Origin of the sequence: Lascolabacillus massiliensis (genome assembly GCF_001282625.1) — a bacterium.
In the GTDB taxonomy this organism is placed as follows: Bacteria; Bacteroidota; Bacteroidia; order Bacteroidales; family Dysgonomonadaceae; genus Proteiniphilum; species Proteiniphilum massiliensis.
Genome location: NZ_CTEJ01000002.1, coordinates 1,022,431 through 1,039,989, shown reverse-complemented (window position 1 = coordinate 1,039,989; position 17,559 = coordinate 1,022,431). Strand labels below are relative to the sequence as shown.

The 17,559-nt window shown below is 38.4% G+C and carries 15 protein-coding genes and 1 tRNA gene; 9 read left to right on the top strand and 7 right to left on the bottom strand.

The window, feature by feature from the left end:
* Positions 1-34: 34 nt before the first annotated feature.
* On the bottom strand, positions 35-703 hold the full coding sequence (locus BN1354_RS09210; protein ID WP_045088758.1) for a carbonic anhydrase: 669 nt from the start codon (positions 701-703) through the stop codon (positions 35-37).
* Positions 704-845: 142 nt separating this feature from the next.
* Positions 846-2,972: a Tex family protein gene (locus BN1354_RS09205; RefSeq protein ID WP_053826911.1), complete on the bottom strand. Its 2,127-nt coding sequence runs from the start codon at positions 2,970-2,972 to the stop codon at positions 846-848.
* Positions 2,973-3,073: 101 nt separating this feature from the next.
* Here BN1354_RS09205 and radA point away from each other — a divergent pair, with 101 nt between their 5' ends.
* Together radA and BN1354_RS09195 are read left to right on the top strand one after the other, a co-directional pair.
* Positions 3,074-4,441 carry a DNA repair protein RadA gene (gene radA / locus BN1354_RS09200; protein ID WP_053826910.1) on the top strand — a complete coding sequence of 456 codons (1,368 nt, stop codon included), beginning with the start codon at positions 3,074-3,076 and terminating at the stop codon, positions 4,439-4,441.
* A 65-nt stretch (positions 4,442-4,506) separates the two neighbouring features.
* Positions 4,507-4,577, top strand: a tRNA-Cys gene (locus BN1354_RS09195).
* Positions 4,578-4,597: 20 nt separating this feature from the next.
* Here the strand turns inward: BN1354_RS09195 and BN1354_RS09190 are convergent.
* Complete coding sequence (locus BN1354_RS09190; RefSeq protein ID WP_053826909.1) at positions 4,598-4,912, bottom strand: sll1863 family stress response protein; 315 nt, start codon at positions 4,910-4,912, stop codon at positions 4,598-4,600.
* 235 nt (positions 4,913-5,147) lie between these two features.
* On the opposite strand from BN1354_RS09190, the gene BN1354_RS09185 reads away from it, so the two are divergent.
* Genes BN1354_RS09185 through pgeF form a run of 3 tightly spaced genes read left to right on the top strand, consistent with a single transcriptional unit; the run spans position 5,148 to position 7,699 of the window.
* Positions 5,148-5,723 carry an adenylate kinase gene (locus BN1354_RS09185; protein WP_045088761.1) on the top strand — a complete coding sequence of 192 codons (576 nt, stop codon included), beginning with the start codon at positions 5,148-5,150 and terminating at the stop codon, positions 5,721-5,723.
* A gap of 30 nt (positions 5,724-5,753) precedes the next feature.
* Positions 5,754-6,881, top strand: coding sequence for a GTPase ObgE (gene obgE / locus BN1354_RS09180; RefSeq protein WP_053826908.1), 1,128 nt, complete (start codon positions 5,754-5,756; stop codon positions 6,879-6,881).
* Positions 6,882-6,883: 2 nt separating this feature from the next.
* Positions 6,884-7,699 (top strand): peptidoglycan editing factor PgeF, encoded by an 816-nt coding sequence (pgeF, locus tag BN1354_RS09175; RefSeq protein ID WP_053826907.1) that lies wholly within the window; start codon positions 6,884-6,886, stop codon positions 7,697-7,699.
* A 96-nt stretch (positions 7,700-7,795) separates the two neighbouring features.
* On the opposite strand, the gene BN1354_RS09170 is transcribed toward pgeF, so the two are convergent.
* The 4 genes from BN1354_RS09170 to BN1354_RS09155 form a co-directional block, all read right to left on the bottom strand.
* The gene (locus BN1354_RS09170) at positions 7,796-8,371 is read right to left on the bottom strand and encodes a superoxide dismutase (protein WP_045090725.1); all 576 of its coding nucleotides are present in this window, start codon (positions 8,369-8,371) and stop codon (positions 7,796-7,798) included.
* A gap of 289 nt (positions 8,372-8,660) precedes the next feature.
* The gene (gene ftsH / locus BN1354_RS09165) at positions 8,661-10,856 is read right to left on the bottom strand and encodes an ATP-dependent zinc metalloprotease FtsH (protein ID WP_082057310.1); all 2,196 of its coding nucleotides are present in this window, start codon (positions 10,854-10,856) and stop codon (positions 8,661-8,663) included.
* 38 nt (positions 10,857-10,894) lie between these two features.
* Positions 10,895-11,254 (bottom strand): ribosome silencing factor, encoded by a 360-nt coding sequence (rsfS, locus tag BN1354_RS09160; RefSeq protein ID WP_045088764.1) that lies wholly within the window; start codon positions 11,252-11,254, stop codon positions 10,895-10,897.
* A gap of 167 nt (positions 11,255-11,421) precedes the next feature.
* Positions 11,422-12,663, bottom strand: coding sequence for a 3-keto-disaccharide hydrolase (locus BN1354_RS09155; protein WP_053826906.1), 1,242 nt, complete (start codon positions 12,661-12,663; stop codon positions 11,422-11,424).
* 222 nt (positions 12,664-12,885) lie between these two features.
* On the opposite strand from BN1354_RS09155, the gene BN1354_RS09150 reads away from it, so the two are divergent.
* The 4 genes from BN1354_RS09150 to BN1354_RS09135 all read left to right on the top strand — a co-directional run bounded on the left by BN1354_RS09150 (position 12,886) and on the right by BN1354_RS09135 (position 17,552).
* A complete protein-coding gene (locus BN1354_RS09150) occupies positions 12,886-13,818 on the top strand; it encodes a bifunctional riboflavin kinase/FAD synthetase (RefSeq protein ID WP_045088765.1) in 933 nt (310 codons plus the stop codon).
* Positions 13,819-13,822: 4 nt separating this feature from the next.
* Entirely contained in the window at positions 13,823-14,650 is an 828-nt protein-coding gene (locus BN1354_RS09145; protein WP_053826905.1) for an aldo/keto reductase, read from the top strand.
* A gap of 251 nt (positions 14,651-14,901) precedes the next feature.
* Positions 14,902-16,806, top strand: a complete 1,905-nt coding sequence (locus BN1354_RS09140) for a beta-N-acetylhexosaminidase (RefSeq protein ID WP_053827254.1) — start codon at positions 14,902-14,904, stop codon at positions 16,804-16,806.
* 116 nt (positions 16,807-16,922) lie between these two features.
* Complete coding sequence (locus tag BN1354_RS09135; RefSeq protein ID WP_045088768.1) at positions 16,923-17,552, top strand: 50S ribosomal protein L25/general stress protein Ctc; 630 nt, start codon at positions 16,923-16,925, stop codon at positions 17,550-17,552.
* Positions 17,553-17,559: the final 7 nt, after the last annotated feature.

The following is a 17,559-nucleotide window of genomic DNA, read 5'->3' as shown; positions in this document are numbered from 1 at the left end:
TGTGTACTTATCCGGTTTTATCAATAATAACTACTCATTCAATCCTGATAAATCTTTTTAAATTGCGATCATAGTTATATATCTCACCTGTATCAATATGATAATACCACCCCATTACATTCAGTTTTCCCTCTTTTACTCTTTTCTTGATGTAGCTATATTTTAACAGATGGTTCATCTGCTCCACAACATTTAGCTGTTCTGTAAAAAGAGTTCGCTCCTCAAGAGTGATCTTGTTTTTTGCTATCTTTTGCTCAACAATCTTCTTGACCGGGTGCGCAAGCTCCATCCATTTCTTTGTATGAGGAAGGTTCTTGAGCTCTTTATCCTGATATAACGCAGCACATCCGCCGCAATTTGAGTGGCCGCAAACAACGATGTTGCTAACATTCATCTGGTTAACAGCAAACTCAATTGCTGAAGTTGTAGCAAGATAGGTGTCTGAATGTCTTTTATAATGAGGAACAAGGTTGGCTATGTTTCTTACAACAAACAGCTCTCCCGGGAAAGTTTGTGTAATTAGATTAGGCACTACACGTGAATCGGAACAACCTATAAATAATGTGTGAGGATTCTGCTTTTTTCCCAGTTCTTCAAAAAACTGTTGCCGGGGTATATACTCATTTGCCTTAAACTCTCTTATACCTTCAAATAATCGTTTATAGTACAATGAGTTAAATTTTTCCTTCCCATGTAACTCCATTCGTTAATTATCTTATCAATTAGTTTTCCATGTAATAACATATTAAACACACTTTCGTTTAATATTAAACATAACTTCCATGATAAGTTATTAGGGGGATAAATATTTAATAATATGAAAGCAGCTAAAACATTATGTCTAATTAATCCACACCTTTTAAACTTAACTGAATTCTTTTCCTCTCCAGGTCCACCGATAACACCTTTACATTCAGGTGCTGATGCAGAGAAACCACCTCCCCGGGATTTGAAATAAAGTGGTTTGCCATTTCAGAGATATGAACCAGTCCGTTTTCCTTGATTCCGACATCTACAAAACAGCCGAAATTTGTAATATTAGTAACAATTCCCGGTAATATCATTCCTTCTTTAAGATCATTGATCGTACGTATGTTTGGATCAAACTCAAGTAGCTGCACTTTAGATCTGGGATCTCTTCCCGGCTTTTCCAGCTCAAGAAGTATATCAGTAAGTGTTTCTTCACCTACAGAATCTGTTTTATATCTATCTATTTCAATGCTGTCAATCAAAGGCTTATTGTTGATTAGTTCCTTAACTGAAGTATTCAGGTCTTTTGCCATTTTCTCTACAATAGGGTAACTCTCCGGGTGAACTGCTGAGTTGTCAAGCGGATTAGTTGAATCTGGTATTCGAAGAAAACCGGCAGACTGTTCAAAAGCTTTGGGACCTAATCGCGGCACTTTTTTTAATTCACTGCGTGACCTGAACGGACCATTCTCACTTCTGTAATCAATGATATTTTGTGCTAATGTATCTCCTAAGCCTGAAACATATGTAAGAAGATGTTTACTTGCAGTATTAAGATTCACTCCAACCAGGTTCACGCAACTCTCCACAGTCTGGTCGAGCGCCTTTTTAAGTTTATTCTGATCTACATCATGCTGATATTGACCAACACCTATAGATTTAGGGTCAATTTTTACAAGCTCAGCAAGAGGGTCACTTAGTCTCCTGCCTATAGATACAGCTCCACGAACTGTAACATCGTAATTTGGGAACTCTTCTCTTGCAATTTTAGATGCTGAATATACTGATGCTCCACTTTCGCTAACAACAAAAACTTTTACCTCTTTTTCGTATCGCAGATTTGTAATAAATCTTTCCGTCTCTCTACTGGCAGTCCCATTTCCAATAGCAATAGCATCAATTTTATAAGTTGAAACCAGCTTCACAACTTTATTGCCAGCTTTGGAATACTCATTTTGGGGTGGGTGAGGATAGATGGTTTCGTTATGTAACAAATTACCCTGCTGATCCAGACATACTAGCTTACAACCTGTACGGTATCCCGGATCAATACCAAGTATTCTCTGTTGTCCAAGTGGTGGGGCCAACAGTAATTGCCTAAGATTATCTGCAAAAACTGATATAGCCGACTCATCAGCTTTTTCTTTAGACAAGGCGGCAAATTCAGTCTCAATTGAAGGTTTTAGCAATCGTTTATAAGCATCAACCACAGCGTCTTCAACATGGTCTGCAGCCTCTGTATTATTCTTGGCATAACGTGGTACCAACCTGTCAAGACATTTGTCCTCATCGACTGAAATAGAGACCCTTAGAAAACCTTCTGATTCTCCCCGTCGTATTGCAAGTATGCGATGAGAAGGACATCTGGCCAAGGGTGCAGAAAAATCGAAATAGTCAGCATACTTTTCACCCTCTTCCTCTTTTCCACTTATAACCTTTGATGTAATTACAGCTACGCGTGAGAATATATTCCTGACAATCTGTCTTGTATTAGCATCTTCATTAACCCACTCTGCAATGATATCACGAGCACCCTGAAGGGCATCTTCCTCATCTTTTACTTCTTCATTAATGAATTCAGATGCTATTGAGGAGACAGAACCTGACTGCTGACTCATAAGCCATTTTGCCAATCCTTCCAATCCCTTTTTCCGTGCTTTCTCAGCTCTGGTCTGTCTTTTAGGCTTAAAGGGTAGGTATATATCTTCTAGTTCTGTACTATCCCAACTTTCTGAAATCTGCTTTTCAAGATCAGGTGTAAGTTTTTCTTGTTCAGAGATAGATTTTAATATGAACTCCTTTCGCTTCTCCAGCTCAAGAAACTTCTCACTTAAATCTTTGATCTTAGAAATCTGCACCTCATCAAGACCACCGGTTGCCTCTTTTCTATAACGACTGATAAAAGGGATAGTGGCACCTTCATCAATTAGTTTAACAGTACTTTCAACATTTTTTGCTGATAGGTTAAGCGATTTTGAAATAAGTGAAATAATTACAGACATAGGTAAATGGTTTATTTGAGATACAAAAGTACAAGAAAATTATGTATTTTTGTTCAACAGCCAATTAGGATTGGAGTGGTTCGGAATATAAGATATAGATAATGGCAAAACTTAAATCGGTCTATTTTTGCAGTAATTGTGGGTTTGAATCTCCAAAATGGATGGGGAAATGTTCAGCTTGTGGCGAGTGGTCAACATTCGTAGAAGAACTGGTACGCAAAAATGCTGTATCAGCTCAGGAAGATACACGTTCGTTTAGTGATATAAAAAGCAAACCCTTGCCTCTGAAGGAGATTAAAGCGGATGAGGAGCAAAGGATTGATATGAGAGATGAAGAACTGAACCGTGTATTGGGTGGGGGACTGGTTCCTGCATCTGTTGTTCTGCTTGGTGGTGAACCAGGTATCGGTAAATCAACGCTAGTACTACAAACAATACTAAAGCTCAGGGGTATTCGCACACTGTATGTCTCAGGTGAAGAGAGTGCACGACAGCTTAAACTGAGAGCTGACAGATTGTCAATTGAAAACGACGACTGCCTGTTGCTTTGTGAAACAAATCTGGATGATATTTTTAAACATGCAAAGGAGGTTGCTCCTCAGCTTCTGATAATAGATTCTATTCAGACTATTTTTACCGAATCACTTGAATCTTCACCCGGTAGTATTTCTCAAGTACGCGAATGTGCTTCATTATTGCTGAAGTATGCAAAACAGAGCGGTATACCTGTATTACTTGTGGGACATATCACAAAAGATGGCAGTATAGCCGGGCCAAAGATACTGGAGCATATAGTGGATGCTGTACTGCAGTTCGAGGGCGATCAGCATTATATGTATCGTATCCTGAGAGGTATAAAAAACAGATATGGAAGTACAGCCGAATTGGGTATCTACGAGATGAATCAGACAGGGTTGCGCGAAGTAAGTAATCCTTCGGAACTACTGCTAACGCGAAATCATGATGAGTTAAGCGGAGTTGCAATTTCGGCTGCAATTGAGGGGATTCGTCCATTTCTAATAGAGACTCAGTCGCTGGTAAGCACTGCTGCATATGGTACTCCTCAGCGTTCAACTACAGGTTTTGAGTCGAGAAGATTAAACATGCTTCTCGCCGTTCTTGAGAAAAGAGCAGGCTTTAAGCTGGCTCAGAAAGATGTATTTCTGAATATTGCAGGTGGACTCAGAGTTAATGATCCCGGTATGGACCTTGCAGTTATAAGTGCTGTACTCTCTTCCAGTCTTGATATTTCAATTGATAATGATACCTGTCTCTGTGGGGAGGTGGGACTTTCAGGCGAGATTCGTCCAGTAAATCGAATAGAACAGAGGGTTCAGGAGGCTGATAAACTTGGTTTCTCACGTATACTGATTCCACATAATAATCTTAAAGGGTTTAATAAAAAACTCTCAATTGAAATTATTGAAGTGAGAAAGGTAACTGATGCTTTCAGGATGCTTTTTTCATAATTAATACAGAACCTTTTTGTTACTAAAAAAATATATCTTATATTTGCATCCTCAAAAATAGAAACGGTACCTTGGCCGAGTGGTTAGGCGTCGGTCTGCAAAACCGGTTACGGCGGTTCAAATCCGCCAGGTACCTCTAGTCAAAGAGTCATTTACTTAAGTATTGTTTCTATCTTTCCTGAAAGCTTCGGATACATTGGCGAAGTTTTCTTTCCATGCAATTGAAACAGCTTCAAAAAACTTTCCAGCACTATCTCTGATTACTTCCCATTTGGGTTCGGCAATTTTTTCATACTCCTCCAGTTTGGATGAGAGGCTATCTCTTAACTCTTTTAGTTTTTCAAGTTGATCACTAAATTCTTCTTTTGCATCATCTGCAACCTCGCTGGCTTTTTTCTCCAATCTCTCAATGCAAGCAGCCAGTTCATCAATCACTTTTTGTGTCCTCTGTCTGAAATCTTCTTCTATCATGATTATTTTTTATGATTATTATAAATTTGTAAATGTTTAGTAATTAAAGATACTAAAGTTTGTTTTATTGTTCTAATTTAAATAATTTGCTTTATATATAAAACGGTAATTTATAAGATTGGTTCAATCTATCATTTCTATTAAAACAGCATAAAATCATCAATATGGAATAACATTATGTTACCGAAATCGGTGGAAATATGTATCTTTGCAACTTATTTATTGAAATTTAATTATGCTGAATATTGTAATTTTTGGAGCACCTGGTTCTGGAAAAGGCACTCAGAGTACTAAAATCTCTGAGAAATATGCATTGGAGCATATATCAACCGGTGACATGTTGAGAGCAGAAATAAAAGCAAATACTGAGTTTGGAAAAAAAGCAAACTCATATATTTCTAAAGGACACCTTATCCCTGATGAGGTAATGATTGATAAGCTGGATGATTTAATGAAGAAAAAAAACGGTGTAAAAGGTTTTATTTTCGACGGATTTCCCAGAACAATCGCTCAAGGTAAGGCACTGGACGAAATGTTGGAAAAATATGATGAAAAGGTAACTGTAGTGTTAAGTCTCGAAGTTGAAGAGGATGAACTGGTAGATCGAATTCTTAAAAGGGGTGAGATATCAGGACGTTCTGATGATAATCGCGAAACTGTTGAGGCAAGGTTAAATGTTTATCACAATCAGACTGAACCGTTGAAAAATTACTATAGCGAGCAGTTTAAGCTGGTTAGAATTCCGGGACAAGGTACTATTGATGAAGTGTTTGAATCAATTTCTACTGTTTTAGACAGAATAATTGGTTAAATTCACAACTTACTTAAAATATTTATCGAAATGGCGGAAACAAATTTTGTAGATTACGTAAAAATATTTTGCCGCTCAGGTAAGGGCGGACGCGGATCTGCGCACTTCCGCCGAGAGAAATATATTCCAAAGGGTGGACCTGATGGTGGTGATGGCGGCGATGGAGGTAGTGTAATTCTTCGGGGGAACCGTAATTACTGGACATTGCTACATTTGCGTTACCAGCGTCACATATTTGCAGGACATGGAGAGCCGGGAGGAGGTGCACAGAGGTCAGGTAAAAAGGGTGAGTCAAAAATTATTGATGTGCCATGTGGAACTGTAGCCTATGATGCTCACACCGGTGAATTTCTGTGTGATATTACAGATGATGGTCAGGAGGTGACACTTCTCAAAGGAGGCCGTGGTGGTTTAGGCAACCAGCATTTCAAAACGGCAACCAATCAGGCACCCCGATATGCACAACCTGGTGAACCTCATGAAGAGCGATGGGTAATTCTTGAACTTAAGCTTCTTGCAGATGTAGGATTAGTAGGTTTCCCAAATGCCGGAAAATCAACACTACTGTCTGTTGTATCAGCTGCTAAGCCTAAGATAGATAACTATCCTTTTACAACTCTTGAGCCTAATCTTGGTATAGTAGAATATCGCGAAGGGAAATCTTTTGTGATGGCTGACATACCTGGAATTATAGAAGGAGCCAGTGAGGGGAGAGGGCTTGGACTGCGTTTCCTAAGACATATAGAGAGAAATTCTCTTCTTTTATTTGTTATCCCGGCCGATAGTAAAGATATAAAAGAGGAGTACTATATACTGTTGAATGAATTAAAGAAATATAATCCTGAAATGCTTGATAAGTCTCATATACTGGCAATCTCCAAATCGGATATGCTGGATGAGGAGCTTATGGATGCAATAACTGAAGAACTTCCTGATCTTCCTTATGTTTTTATTTCTTCTGTTACAGGTTTTGGAATTCAACATCTGAAAGATGTTTTATGGAGAGAACTTAATTCGGAGAATTATATCCCAATTACAGTATCACGTGAGAGTCTCGTACATCGTAATCTTGATATCTCTCAGCTTGAATTCGAACCTGAAGAGGATTTTGAAGACGAGGATGATGATGATATGTTTTATGATGAAGATGATTTTTAGATATGAAGAGACATCCTCAGTATACAAATTTACTTCTGTTTGATATCCTTGACAAGGAGGAAGGTATTGTACATTTCTCAACCACCAGAATGGGAGGTGTGAGTAATGGTCCATACTCTTCATTCAACATGGGTAATTTTTCTGATGATAATCCTCTTAATATTTTCCAAAACAGGAACATTCTTGCAAGAATGTTCTACATGGATATCAGTAAATTCGTCATCCCTCACCAGACTCACGGAACAAAGGTGTTAAAGATTGATGAGGAGTTTATGAATCTCGACTCAGCTTCTTTAATAGAGACATTGTATGGAATCGATGCAACTATCACAGATATAAAAGGGATATTTTTATGTGCAACAACAGCCGACTGCGTTCCTATCATTGTTTATGATAAGGTTAGTGAGTCAGTTGCTGCCATTCATGCAGGCTGGAAAGGTACATCCGGCAGAATAACTGAAAACACTATAACTGAGATGCAAAAACAGTTTGGCTCTAACCCGGGGGATATGATAGCATGTATTGGTCCTTCGATTAGTGCAGAGCATTACGAGGTAGGCGAAGAGGTTGTTGATCTGTTTTCAAAAAAAGGCTTCACTATCTCTGACCCGGAAGTTGGATTCAGAAACAGGAGTACATCGAAATACCATCTCAATTTAAAAGAGATAAACAGAAGAGAGCTAATAAGGTTAGGTATCAAAGAGGATAATATAGAGGTAGCTGATATGTGTACCTACTCCCTTGAGAATCTTTTCTTTTCTGCCCGGCGTCAGACGGTACATTCAGGCAGAATGCTTACAGGTATAATGATGAAATAGAGATAGATTAAAGATAAAAAAAGGGGAATGAATATTTATCCATTCCCTTTTAATTTTATAAATAGATTACGTACTATACCGGAAGATTGCTTTCAATTAATAACGTGCACTTACAACGTCCCAATCTACAATTTTCCACACTTCCTTCAGATGGTCAGCACGGCGATTTTGATAGTCAAGATAATAGGAGTGTTCCCATACATCAAAACCTAATATTGGTGTTAAACCTTTTGTAATAGGATTGCCGGCATTGCTCTCCTTTTCTATGGAAAGTTTACCGCTTGAGTCTTTCGCCAGCCATACCCAGCCTGAACCAAATACGGAAACTCCGGCAGCATTAAACTCTTCTTTAAATTTTTCGAATGATCCGAATTGCTCATTAATAGCATCAGCTAATTTGCCTTTTGGCTCACCACCTCCATCTTTTTTGAATGATGTGAAGTAAAGGTTATGATTCAGAATTTGACCAGCATTATTAAAGATTGCTCCATCACTCTCCTTTACAACTGTTTCAAGATCTGAGTTCTCAAACTTAGTGCCTACAACAAGTTTATTTAAATTATCTACGTAGGCCTGATGATGTTTACCATAGTGGAGTTCCACTGTTTGCTTACTGATAACCGGCTCTAAAGCATCGGTTGCATAAGGTAATGCTACTTTCTCAAATTTCATATTTATACTATTTTTAGAATTATTATTTTCGTTGTTTTTTGCATTCGAGCTGTTGCAATTAAGTAATGTAAATGCAAATAGACCCGATAAAAGTAAATAATGAACTGTTTTCATAATTAATGATGTTCGTTAGTTGTAATCATATAACGAACAAGAAAAGGTATTGTTCGATAATCTTGATGTGTCACACTTTTCTTTACGATTTATACACCTATTATAAAAAAAGCCTGAGCACTAATACTCAGGCTTTTATATGATGTTTTTTTTTAATTATTAAATTTTTCTATCATTAGTTATCTTTATTTATCTTTTTTTCTGCATTGTTTTTCTCTTCGCTTTGTGGACTAATTTCCTTTGTTTCTTCACTTTCCGGGAGCTTAACATCATCACCTTTTACCTTTGGTTTCAGTTGTGCTGAATCACTATCAACCCCTGACGACCCGGCTTTCTTTTCTCTGTCGACCGATTCAGTGTGAATGAAAATATTCTCTCCCGAACCTACAGGTTTTAAAGATGGAATCTGCTCATTAGAATCAACTTTATTGTTCTCCAGAATCTCCTCTGAACGAGATATCCAAGGTCTTTTTCCGAAAATATGCTCAAGGTCGTTTGAATAGATAATTTCTCTCTCAAGTAATATTTTTGCCAACTTATTATGACCATCACTCTTTTCAGTAAGTATCTTCTTGGCGCGGTCATACTGCTCAGCAATCATAGCCTTCACTTCAGAATCTATCAATTTGGCTGTTTCATCACTGTAAGGTTTAGAGAATGGATACTCCTGACCTGATGAGTCGTAATAGCTGATATTAGGCAGTTTTTCACTCATACCCATATAGGTTATCATTGCATATGCCTGTTTTGTAACCCTTTCAAGGTCATTCATTGCACCCGATGATATCTGTCCTATGTATAATTCTTCTGCTGCACGACCACCCAATAATGCACACATCTCATCGAGCATCTGCTCTTTAGTTGTAATCTGTCTCTCTTCAGGCAGATACCACGCAGCACCCAATGCCTTGCCTCTTGGAACTATTGTCACCTTTACCAAAGGATTGGCATGTTCCAGAAACCAGCTTAATGTTGCATGTCCTGCTTCATGTATTGCAATTGATCTTTTTTCATCCTGGGTGATGATCTTGTTTTTCTTTTCCAGACCGCCTACTATTCGGTCTACAGCATTCATGAAGTCATCTTTCTGAACGAATTTCTTTTTATTACGTGCCGCAATCAGTGCCGCTTCGTTGCAAACATTTGCAATATCAGCGCCGGAGAAACCGGGAGTCTGACGAGAGAGGAATTCAACGTCTACTGATTCATCAATTTTAATTGGGCGAAGGTGTACTTTAAATATCTCCTTGCGGTCGTTAAGGTCTGGCAGTTCCACATATATCTGTCTGTCGAACCTACCTGCACGTAACAGTGCTTTATCCAAAACATCAGCGCGGTTTGTGGCAGCCAGAATTATTACTCCGCTGTTGGATCCGAAACCATCCATCTCTGTAAGAAGTTGGTTAAGTGTATTCTCACGTTCATCGTTTGATCCGAAATTGTTGTTCTTGCCTCTGGCTCTACCTACAGCATCTATCTCATCAATAAATACTATACATGGGGCTTTCTCTTTTGCCTGTCTGAACAGGTCACGTACTCTTGATGCACCAACACCAACGAACATCTCTACAAAATCGGAACCTGATATAGAAAAGAATGGTACATTGGCTTCGCCGGCAACTGCTTTTGCGAGAAGGGTTTTACCTGTTCCGGGAGGACCTACAAGAAGTGCTCCTTTAGGTATCTTACCTCCAAGGTTGGTGTAGTTCCCGGGACTCTTTAAAAACTCTACAATTTCCTGAACCTCCTCTTTTGCTTCAGATAGTCCGGCAACATCTTTAAAAGTTACCTTCTGGCTCGAATCACGGTCAAACAGTTGTGCTTTAGACTTACCTACATTAAAGACTCCTCCACTGCCTCCGCCTCCGCCTTGCATTCTTCTCATCATCCAGATCCAGAATGCAATCAGTAATACAAATGGCAGGAATGTGAGTAAAACACCCCAAAGCTCTGAAGTAGTATCGAATCGAACCTCAATATCATAGTTTTTTTCTGTCTTTACGGAGTCAATATATTCAGAAATAGCATCTGGTGAGGGACCTTTTACTAATATAACAGGTGTTCTGCCTGTTCTGGCTGATTCTCCAAAAACTGTCTCAACCGACTCCTCCCTGATAACAGCTTCAGCAGTCTCCTTATTATTATAAATAACCACACTTTGTATGCGATTATCGCTTACATACTCCTGAAACTCAGACCATGTGATCTCTTTAACAGTGTTGTCCTGACCAAAAAACCACATACCCATAAGTATTGCCAAAACAATTGCATATACCCAGTATGGGTTGAAAGGTCGTTTTGGATTACTGCCACCAAGCTTAGGACGCATGGTAGGTTGTTTCTTTTGTTTATCTTGATTCGTATTGCTCATTTATTTGAACCTCTTTTATTGCTTGGTAATTTAACTTTTTAATCTAAATTAGGAATGCGCTCAGAATGTGCATCGCCCCAAAGTAAATCTATATTATAGTAATTTCTTAATTCGGGAAGAAAAATATGAACTATTACATCTCCATAGTCCATTCCTATCCATTCTGATTGCTGCTTACCCTGAACCCGGATTGGGTATTCATTAGTTTTTTCTTTAACAATTTTCTCAACAGATTCTGCAAGTGCAGATACCTGTGTAGGTGAGTTACCTTCGCATATCACAAAATAGTCGCACACAGCTCCGGTAATACCTTTTAAGTTAATAGTATTTATGTTTTTCCCTTTTTTCTCCTGAATTCCTTCAATAATATTCTTAAGTAGTAAGCTTTTTTCTGTCATTCTTTATTTTAAGTGAGTTAGTAATACAAATATAGGTTGAATTTTTTGAAATCGATATAAAAAAGATGACAACCTTTTGTTTATAACAAGAATATCAAAAATGGTGCCAAAGAAAAAGAGAGAGCAATTATGCTCCCTCTCTTAACAAATTATGTATTAAGTTTGTTTTAGAGTGTCTGTAAAATCAGATTTCTCCAAAGAACTTTTATGCCACCTCCATCATGAATCTGTAAAGCGATACGGCCCTGAGCAGCACCAATCTTTTCGTCATAAAGGTCAACCATCTCCTCACCGTTAAGATATGTCTTCACATTGTCACCTTTAACAATAATACGCAACGTGTTCCAATCGCCCACTTTAAGTATCTCCTCTTTTTCGTCCGGGATCTGTACAAGCCATCCACGTCCATAAGATTCATAAATACCTCCTGTGTCATGTCCTTTTGGAGCAACCTCTACCTGCCATCCGTTTACAATAGCACCCGGCTCAATAAATGAACGAATGAAAACACCTGAATTTCCATCTGCTTCCTGTTTGAACTCTACGCTAAGGTCAAAATCATCGTAATATTCACGTGTTGCAAGATAGCCATATTGTTTGTCCGGACCGCTTTCGCACACCAGTAGACCATCTTCTACATACCATTTCTCGGTACCATAAACTTCCCATCCCTGAAGATCTACTCCGTTGAAAAGATTAACCTCTTTGGTTTTGCGTGGAAGCTTTTTAATCTTCACATTACGGAACCATGCTGCGGAACCATGGTCCTGTAAGCAGATAACACCTTTTCTTGCCAAACCATACTCTGGGGCATTTTCCCATTTACCACTGTTTTTACGGGCAAACCAATCTTCAGTCCACGCTTCAAACTCAATAACCTTTTCTCCGTTAAGCCAATGTTCTACATGCCCATTGTCAAAAACAATCTTTGATGTATTCCATTCGCCTGCAGGCTTTGTTTTTAACTTTGCAGGATCAGTGGTATACATGGCATAGTCAGCAGCAGTTTTTTGCCAATCCTCAAGCGGTTCCGGAAATCCTTCATCATCAATCAACTGATATTCAGGTCCGGTTATATAAGGAACTGCAAATTTAGGATTCTCTACAACATGATAAAGAACACCACTATTGCCACCCTCTGCAATTTTCCAGTCCCAAACCAGCTCAAAGTTCTCGTAAATCTTTTCGGTTACAATATAACCATGTTCATCTGCACCTTCTCCTTTTGCCTGAATCATACCATCTTCGGCAAACCATGGGGCAGTAAGAGATTCACCGTTGTAGTCGCGCCAACCGTTGAGTGTAGTGCCGTCAAAAAGCAACTCCCATCCGTCATTAATTTCCTCCTGAGTAAGGGTGTTATGTTTACCTTCACTCGTGCAGGCTGATGTAAATGTCATAATCGCCATTAAAATAATTAAGTAAAATTTAGACTTCATAGTTAATACTATTTTTATATGATTAAACTTGTTTGATATCCATAAAATATGTACAAAGATATTGAATAATTGATTCTTGTTGTTACTTTTACGTATAATTATAACATTAGAACCCTGTTCAGATCTTCAGTTTTAAACCAAAAGGTCTGATCAGACGTTTATTTAACACAAAAACAAAACATTCTGTATATTTTGGAACGAATTGATCTTACAGGAAAGAGTATAGTTGGAGGCTCATTCGTGGGCACGATTGGCTTTTTTGACGGTGTTCACTTAGGTCACAGATATCTGTTAAATCAGGTGAAAGAGGAGGCAAAACGTCTTAATTTGCCCTCAGCCGTTGTTACCTTCCCTGTTCATCCTCGAAAAGTACTTCAGAAAGATTATCAGCCAGCACTGCTTTGCAGATATGAAGAAAAAATTGAGCAATTACAAACTACAGGTATTGATTATTGCATTACTCTTCCCTTTACTACTGATATTGCAGAGATGACTGCTCAGGAGTTTATGCAGCAGGTGCTAAAACAGGATATTGGAATTCATACATTAATAGTTGGATACGACCACCGATTTGGACATAACCGTGAAGATGGATTTCAGGAGTATGTGAAATATGGCAATGAGCTGGGAATGAATGTAATAGAGGCCAGGGAGCTTCAGATTGATGGTGAGAATGTTAGTTCAACTAAGATAAGGCGACTGCTCAAGAATGGCGAAATAGAGAAGGCAAATAGTCTGCTGACATACAATTATACACTCTCCGGAAAGATTGTTGAGGGCTACCGCGTTGGACGTACAATTGGCTTCCCCACTGCAAATATAAAATCTTGGGAGAGATATAAAGTGATACCAAAACTTGGGGTATATGCTGTATTGGTTCACATTCGTGACATAATTTATGAAGGTATGCTGTATATAGGCACTCGTCCCACACTACATGACGACCCTGAAATCAGTGTTGAAGTGAATATTTTCAACTTTAATGCCGATCTGTATGATCAGTCGCTTACAGTTGAATTTATAGACTTTATTCGTGAAGATAAAAAATTTGACAGAATGGAAGAGCTGATAGATCAGATACATAATGACAAGAGTCTGGTTCTGCAGCGACTAAAAAACATGTAACCTTATGACTAAAAAAATTCTTTTGAACAATGATGTAAGTATTCCTGTAATAGGACTTGGTACTTACAAAATCGGAATGAATGATGATGAAACTTATCGTGCTGTTAGAACTGCTCTCGACAAAGGCTACAGGCATATTGATACTGCCACATTATACATGAACGAGAAGCCGGTTGGAAAGGCAATACGTGAAAGTGGAATCTTGCGGGAAGATATTTTTGTGACAACTAAACTATGGGGAACTGATATTCTTAACAATCGCATTCAGATGGCTTTTGAAGGTAGCCTCAAAAATCTGAGACTCGATTATATCGATCTTTACCTTGTGCACTGGCCTGTAAAAGGTATGGTCTCATCTGCATGGAAAGCGATGGAGGATATTTATATAGATGGTAAAACCAGAGCAATTGGTGTTAGTAATCATCTTATACACCATCTCGAAGAGCTGCTCAAAGATGCAACAGTAATTCCTGCAGTAAATCAGATAGAACTACATCCCTATCTAATACAACAGGAAATTATCGACTATTGCAAAGGTAAAGGAATAGTTCCCGAAGCCTGGAGTCCTCTAGGAAGCAAAAAAAATTCACTTCTGCAGGATGAAACTCTTGTAGATATTGCCGGCAAACATGGCAAATCACCTGCTCAGGTAGTTCTCAGATGGAATATTCAGAAAGGGATTGTTACAATACCAAAATCTTCACATGAAGAGAGACTCGCCGAAAATATAGATATATTCGATTTTAGACTCTCAGATGATGAAATAAAACAGATTGATAAACTGGATAGAAATAGACGCACAGGAGTTCATCCCGATTTTATTGAGTTTTAGGACTGAATAATAGTGATCACTTCTCATGTCAGGATTGAATATTGACCATGCATCGCCCATACATTGTCCGTATCATCCTCTTATCTTTTTCATACTATCTTCATATCGACGTCATAAATTAATGAGGAGGATAAAGACAATGTCCCTATGATATATTCTTAATCTATATTTAATTAAATAGTTATTATAAGTTTTTTTGTACGTTTGTGATAATAAAAAATTCAAATATAAAATTTAACAGCAATATCAAAATGAAGAATAATTTACTATTAATTTTAGTGATAATGTTTAGTCTTACCGGAAACGCACAACAGGTTGAGCGTGCAGTTTCAATTATTCCGGAGCCGGTATCTGTGAATAAGAAAGGTGGTCACTACGTGTTACCGGATGAGATAGTTGTTTCTGTTCCAAAGGGAGGAGAAACCGAATATGTAAATAACCTTCTAAAGGAGAAGCTTTCTCTTGCACCGGGTAAGAAAGTAACAATCACCGAGAATAATTCTAATGCTAATATCGAACTTGTTTTAAATAGCAGCAGAAATGAAAAGATTGGTGATGAGGGTTATGAACTGAATGTAACTAATCAAAAGATCACTTTGAAGGCTAATAAACCTGCCGGATTGCATTATGGTGTGCAGACTCTTTTTCAGCTTTTACCTCCTCAGATAGAGAGTGATAAGCTTGAGAGTAATGTTTCGTGGCAACTGCCTCAGATTGAGATAGTAGACTATCCAAGAGTAGGCTGGAGAGGTTTAATGCTTGATGTTTCACGCCACTTTTTTACAGTGGATGAGATTAAGAAGTATATCGACAATATGGCAAAATATAAATACAATATCTTCCACTGGCATCTTACTGATGATGAGGGATGGCGTATAGAGATTAAAAGTTTGCCAAAGCTTACTGAGGTTGGGGCATGGCGTACCGAACAGATAGGATGGTTTGGAGGTTTCTCTGATCCTGATCCGGATGCACCTAAAAACTATGGAGGTTTTTATACTCAGGAAGAGATAAAGGAAATTGTAAAGTATGCTTTGGATAGAAATATTCAGATTATGCCTGAAGTTGATGTGCCTGGTCATAGTTCTGCAATTCTTGCTGCTTATCCCGAGCTAGCATGTTTCCCTGAAAGTGGAGATCATTTTGTGAGAACGGGTGCTCCATTCCTAGACTGGAATACAGGTGGCCGTCCAGCTGCTATATATGAGAATACTCTTAATCCGGCAAATGAAAAAGTATATGAATACCTGGATAAGATTATTACCGAATTGGCTGAATTATTTCCATTTGACTATATACATACCGGTGGAGATGAGGCTCCATACACTTTCTGGGAAAAGAGCAGTGATGTGAAAGAATTGATGGCCAGAGAGAATCTTAAGAATATGGCAGAAGTACAGTCATACTTTGGTCACAGAGTAGAGGAAATTATTCTTTCAAAAGGAAAGAAAATGATGGGCTGGGACGAGATTTTAGAGGGTGGAATTTCGCCAACTACTGCTCTTATGAGTTGGAGAGGTGTTAAGTATGGTATCGAGGCATCAAATTCAGAGCACTATGTTGTGATGAGTCCTACCAACTTTGTATATTTGGATTATATGCAGGCAGACGTGGCTACTGAACCTCGTGTTTATGCATCATTGAGACTTAATCAGACCTATAAGTTTGATCCTGTACCTGAAGGTGCAAATGCAAAATATATCTTGGGAGGACAGGCAAACCTGTGGACAGAGCAGATATACAACATACGTCAGGCTGAATATATGACATGGCCTCGTGGATTTGCTGCTGCTGAATCACTATGGTCACCTCGTGAAAATAAGGATTGGGACAAATTTGTATCTAAAACTGAGGATCATTTCAAAAGATTTGATTACGCTAAAACCAAATATTCGCCTGCAATATATGATCCTTCAATTAGTGTAACCAAAGAAGGTGATGATTATTATGTCACTCTTACACCTGAGATTAAAGGATTGGATATTTATACCAGCTTTGATGCATCAACTCCTGATAATTTCTATCCAAAATATACAGAGGCACAGAAGATTCCTAAGGATGCCGATATAATGAGGATTATAACATACAGGGGTGATAAACCTATTGGGCGATTAATATCTATTCCTGTTGAAGATTTAAGAAAAAGAGTGAGATAGATAATTGCATAATAATTAGTAAATCACTATCTTTGCGCCGCTTTTTTGAAAGCTCCCGTGTGATGGGAAATAAAGAGAAAGCACTTTATTTTGAGTAACACAAACAAAATTAAAAAATGAAAACATTTGAATTAAAAGGCGAGATCAGAGATGGTTTCGGAAAGAAAGCAGCCAAATCGTACCGCAGCGAAGGTTTAATTCCTTGCGTAGTATATGGTGGACATGGAAACGAGAACCTGAATTTTGTAATAAAACAGGGTGCAGTACGCAATTTGATTTATACTCCGGAAGTATTTCTGGTAAATCTTGATCTTGGAGAAAAGAAAATGCAGGCGATCCTGAAAGAGGTTCAGTTTCACCCAGTAAAAGAGCAGATTCTGCATATTGATTTCTTACATGTATTTGAAGATAAACCAGTGGTAATTGAATTACCGGTACGTCTGAAAGGTCTCGCAGCTGGTGTTAAAGCCGGTGGTAAGTTGTCACTCGATTTAAGGAAGCTGAGAGTAAGAGCATTAGCAGCTAATTTACCTGAGGAGTTGGTTATAAATGTAGAAAAGCTTGCACTTGGAAAATCAATCCAGGTTGGCGATCTGAGTTTCGAAGGTCTTGAGTTGCTAAATGCTAAGAACGCTGTTGTATGCCGTGTTCAGTTGACACGTGCAGCCAGAGGTGATGCTGCTGCAGCTGCAGCTGCTGGAGTTGAAGACGAAGAATCAGAAGAGTCAGAATCTTCAGAAGAATAATTCTTCA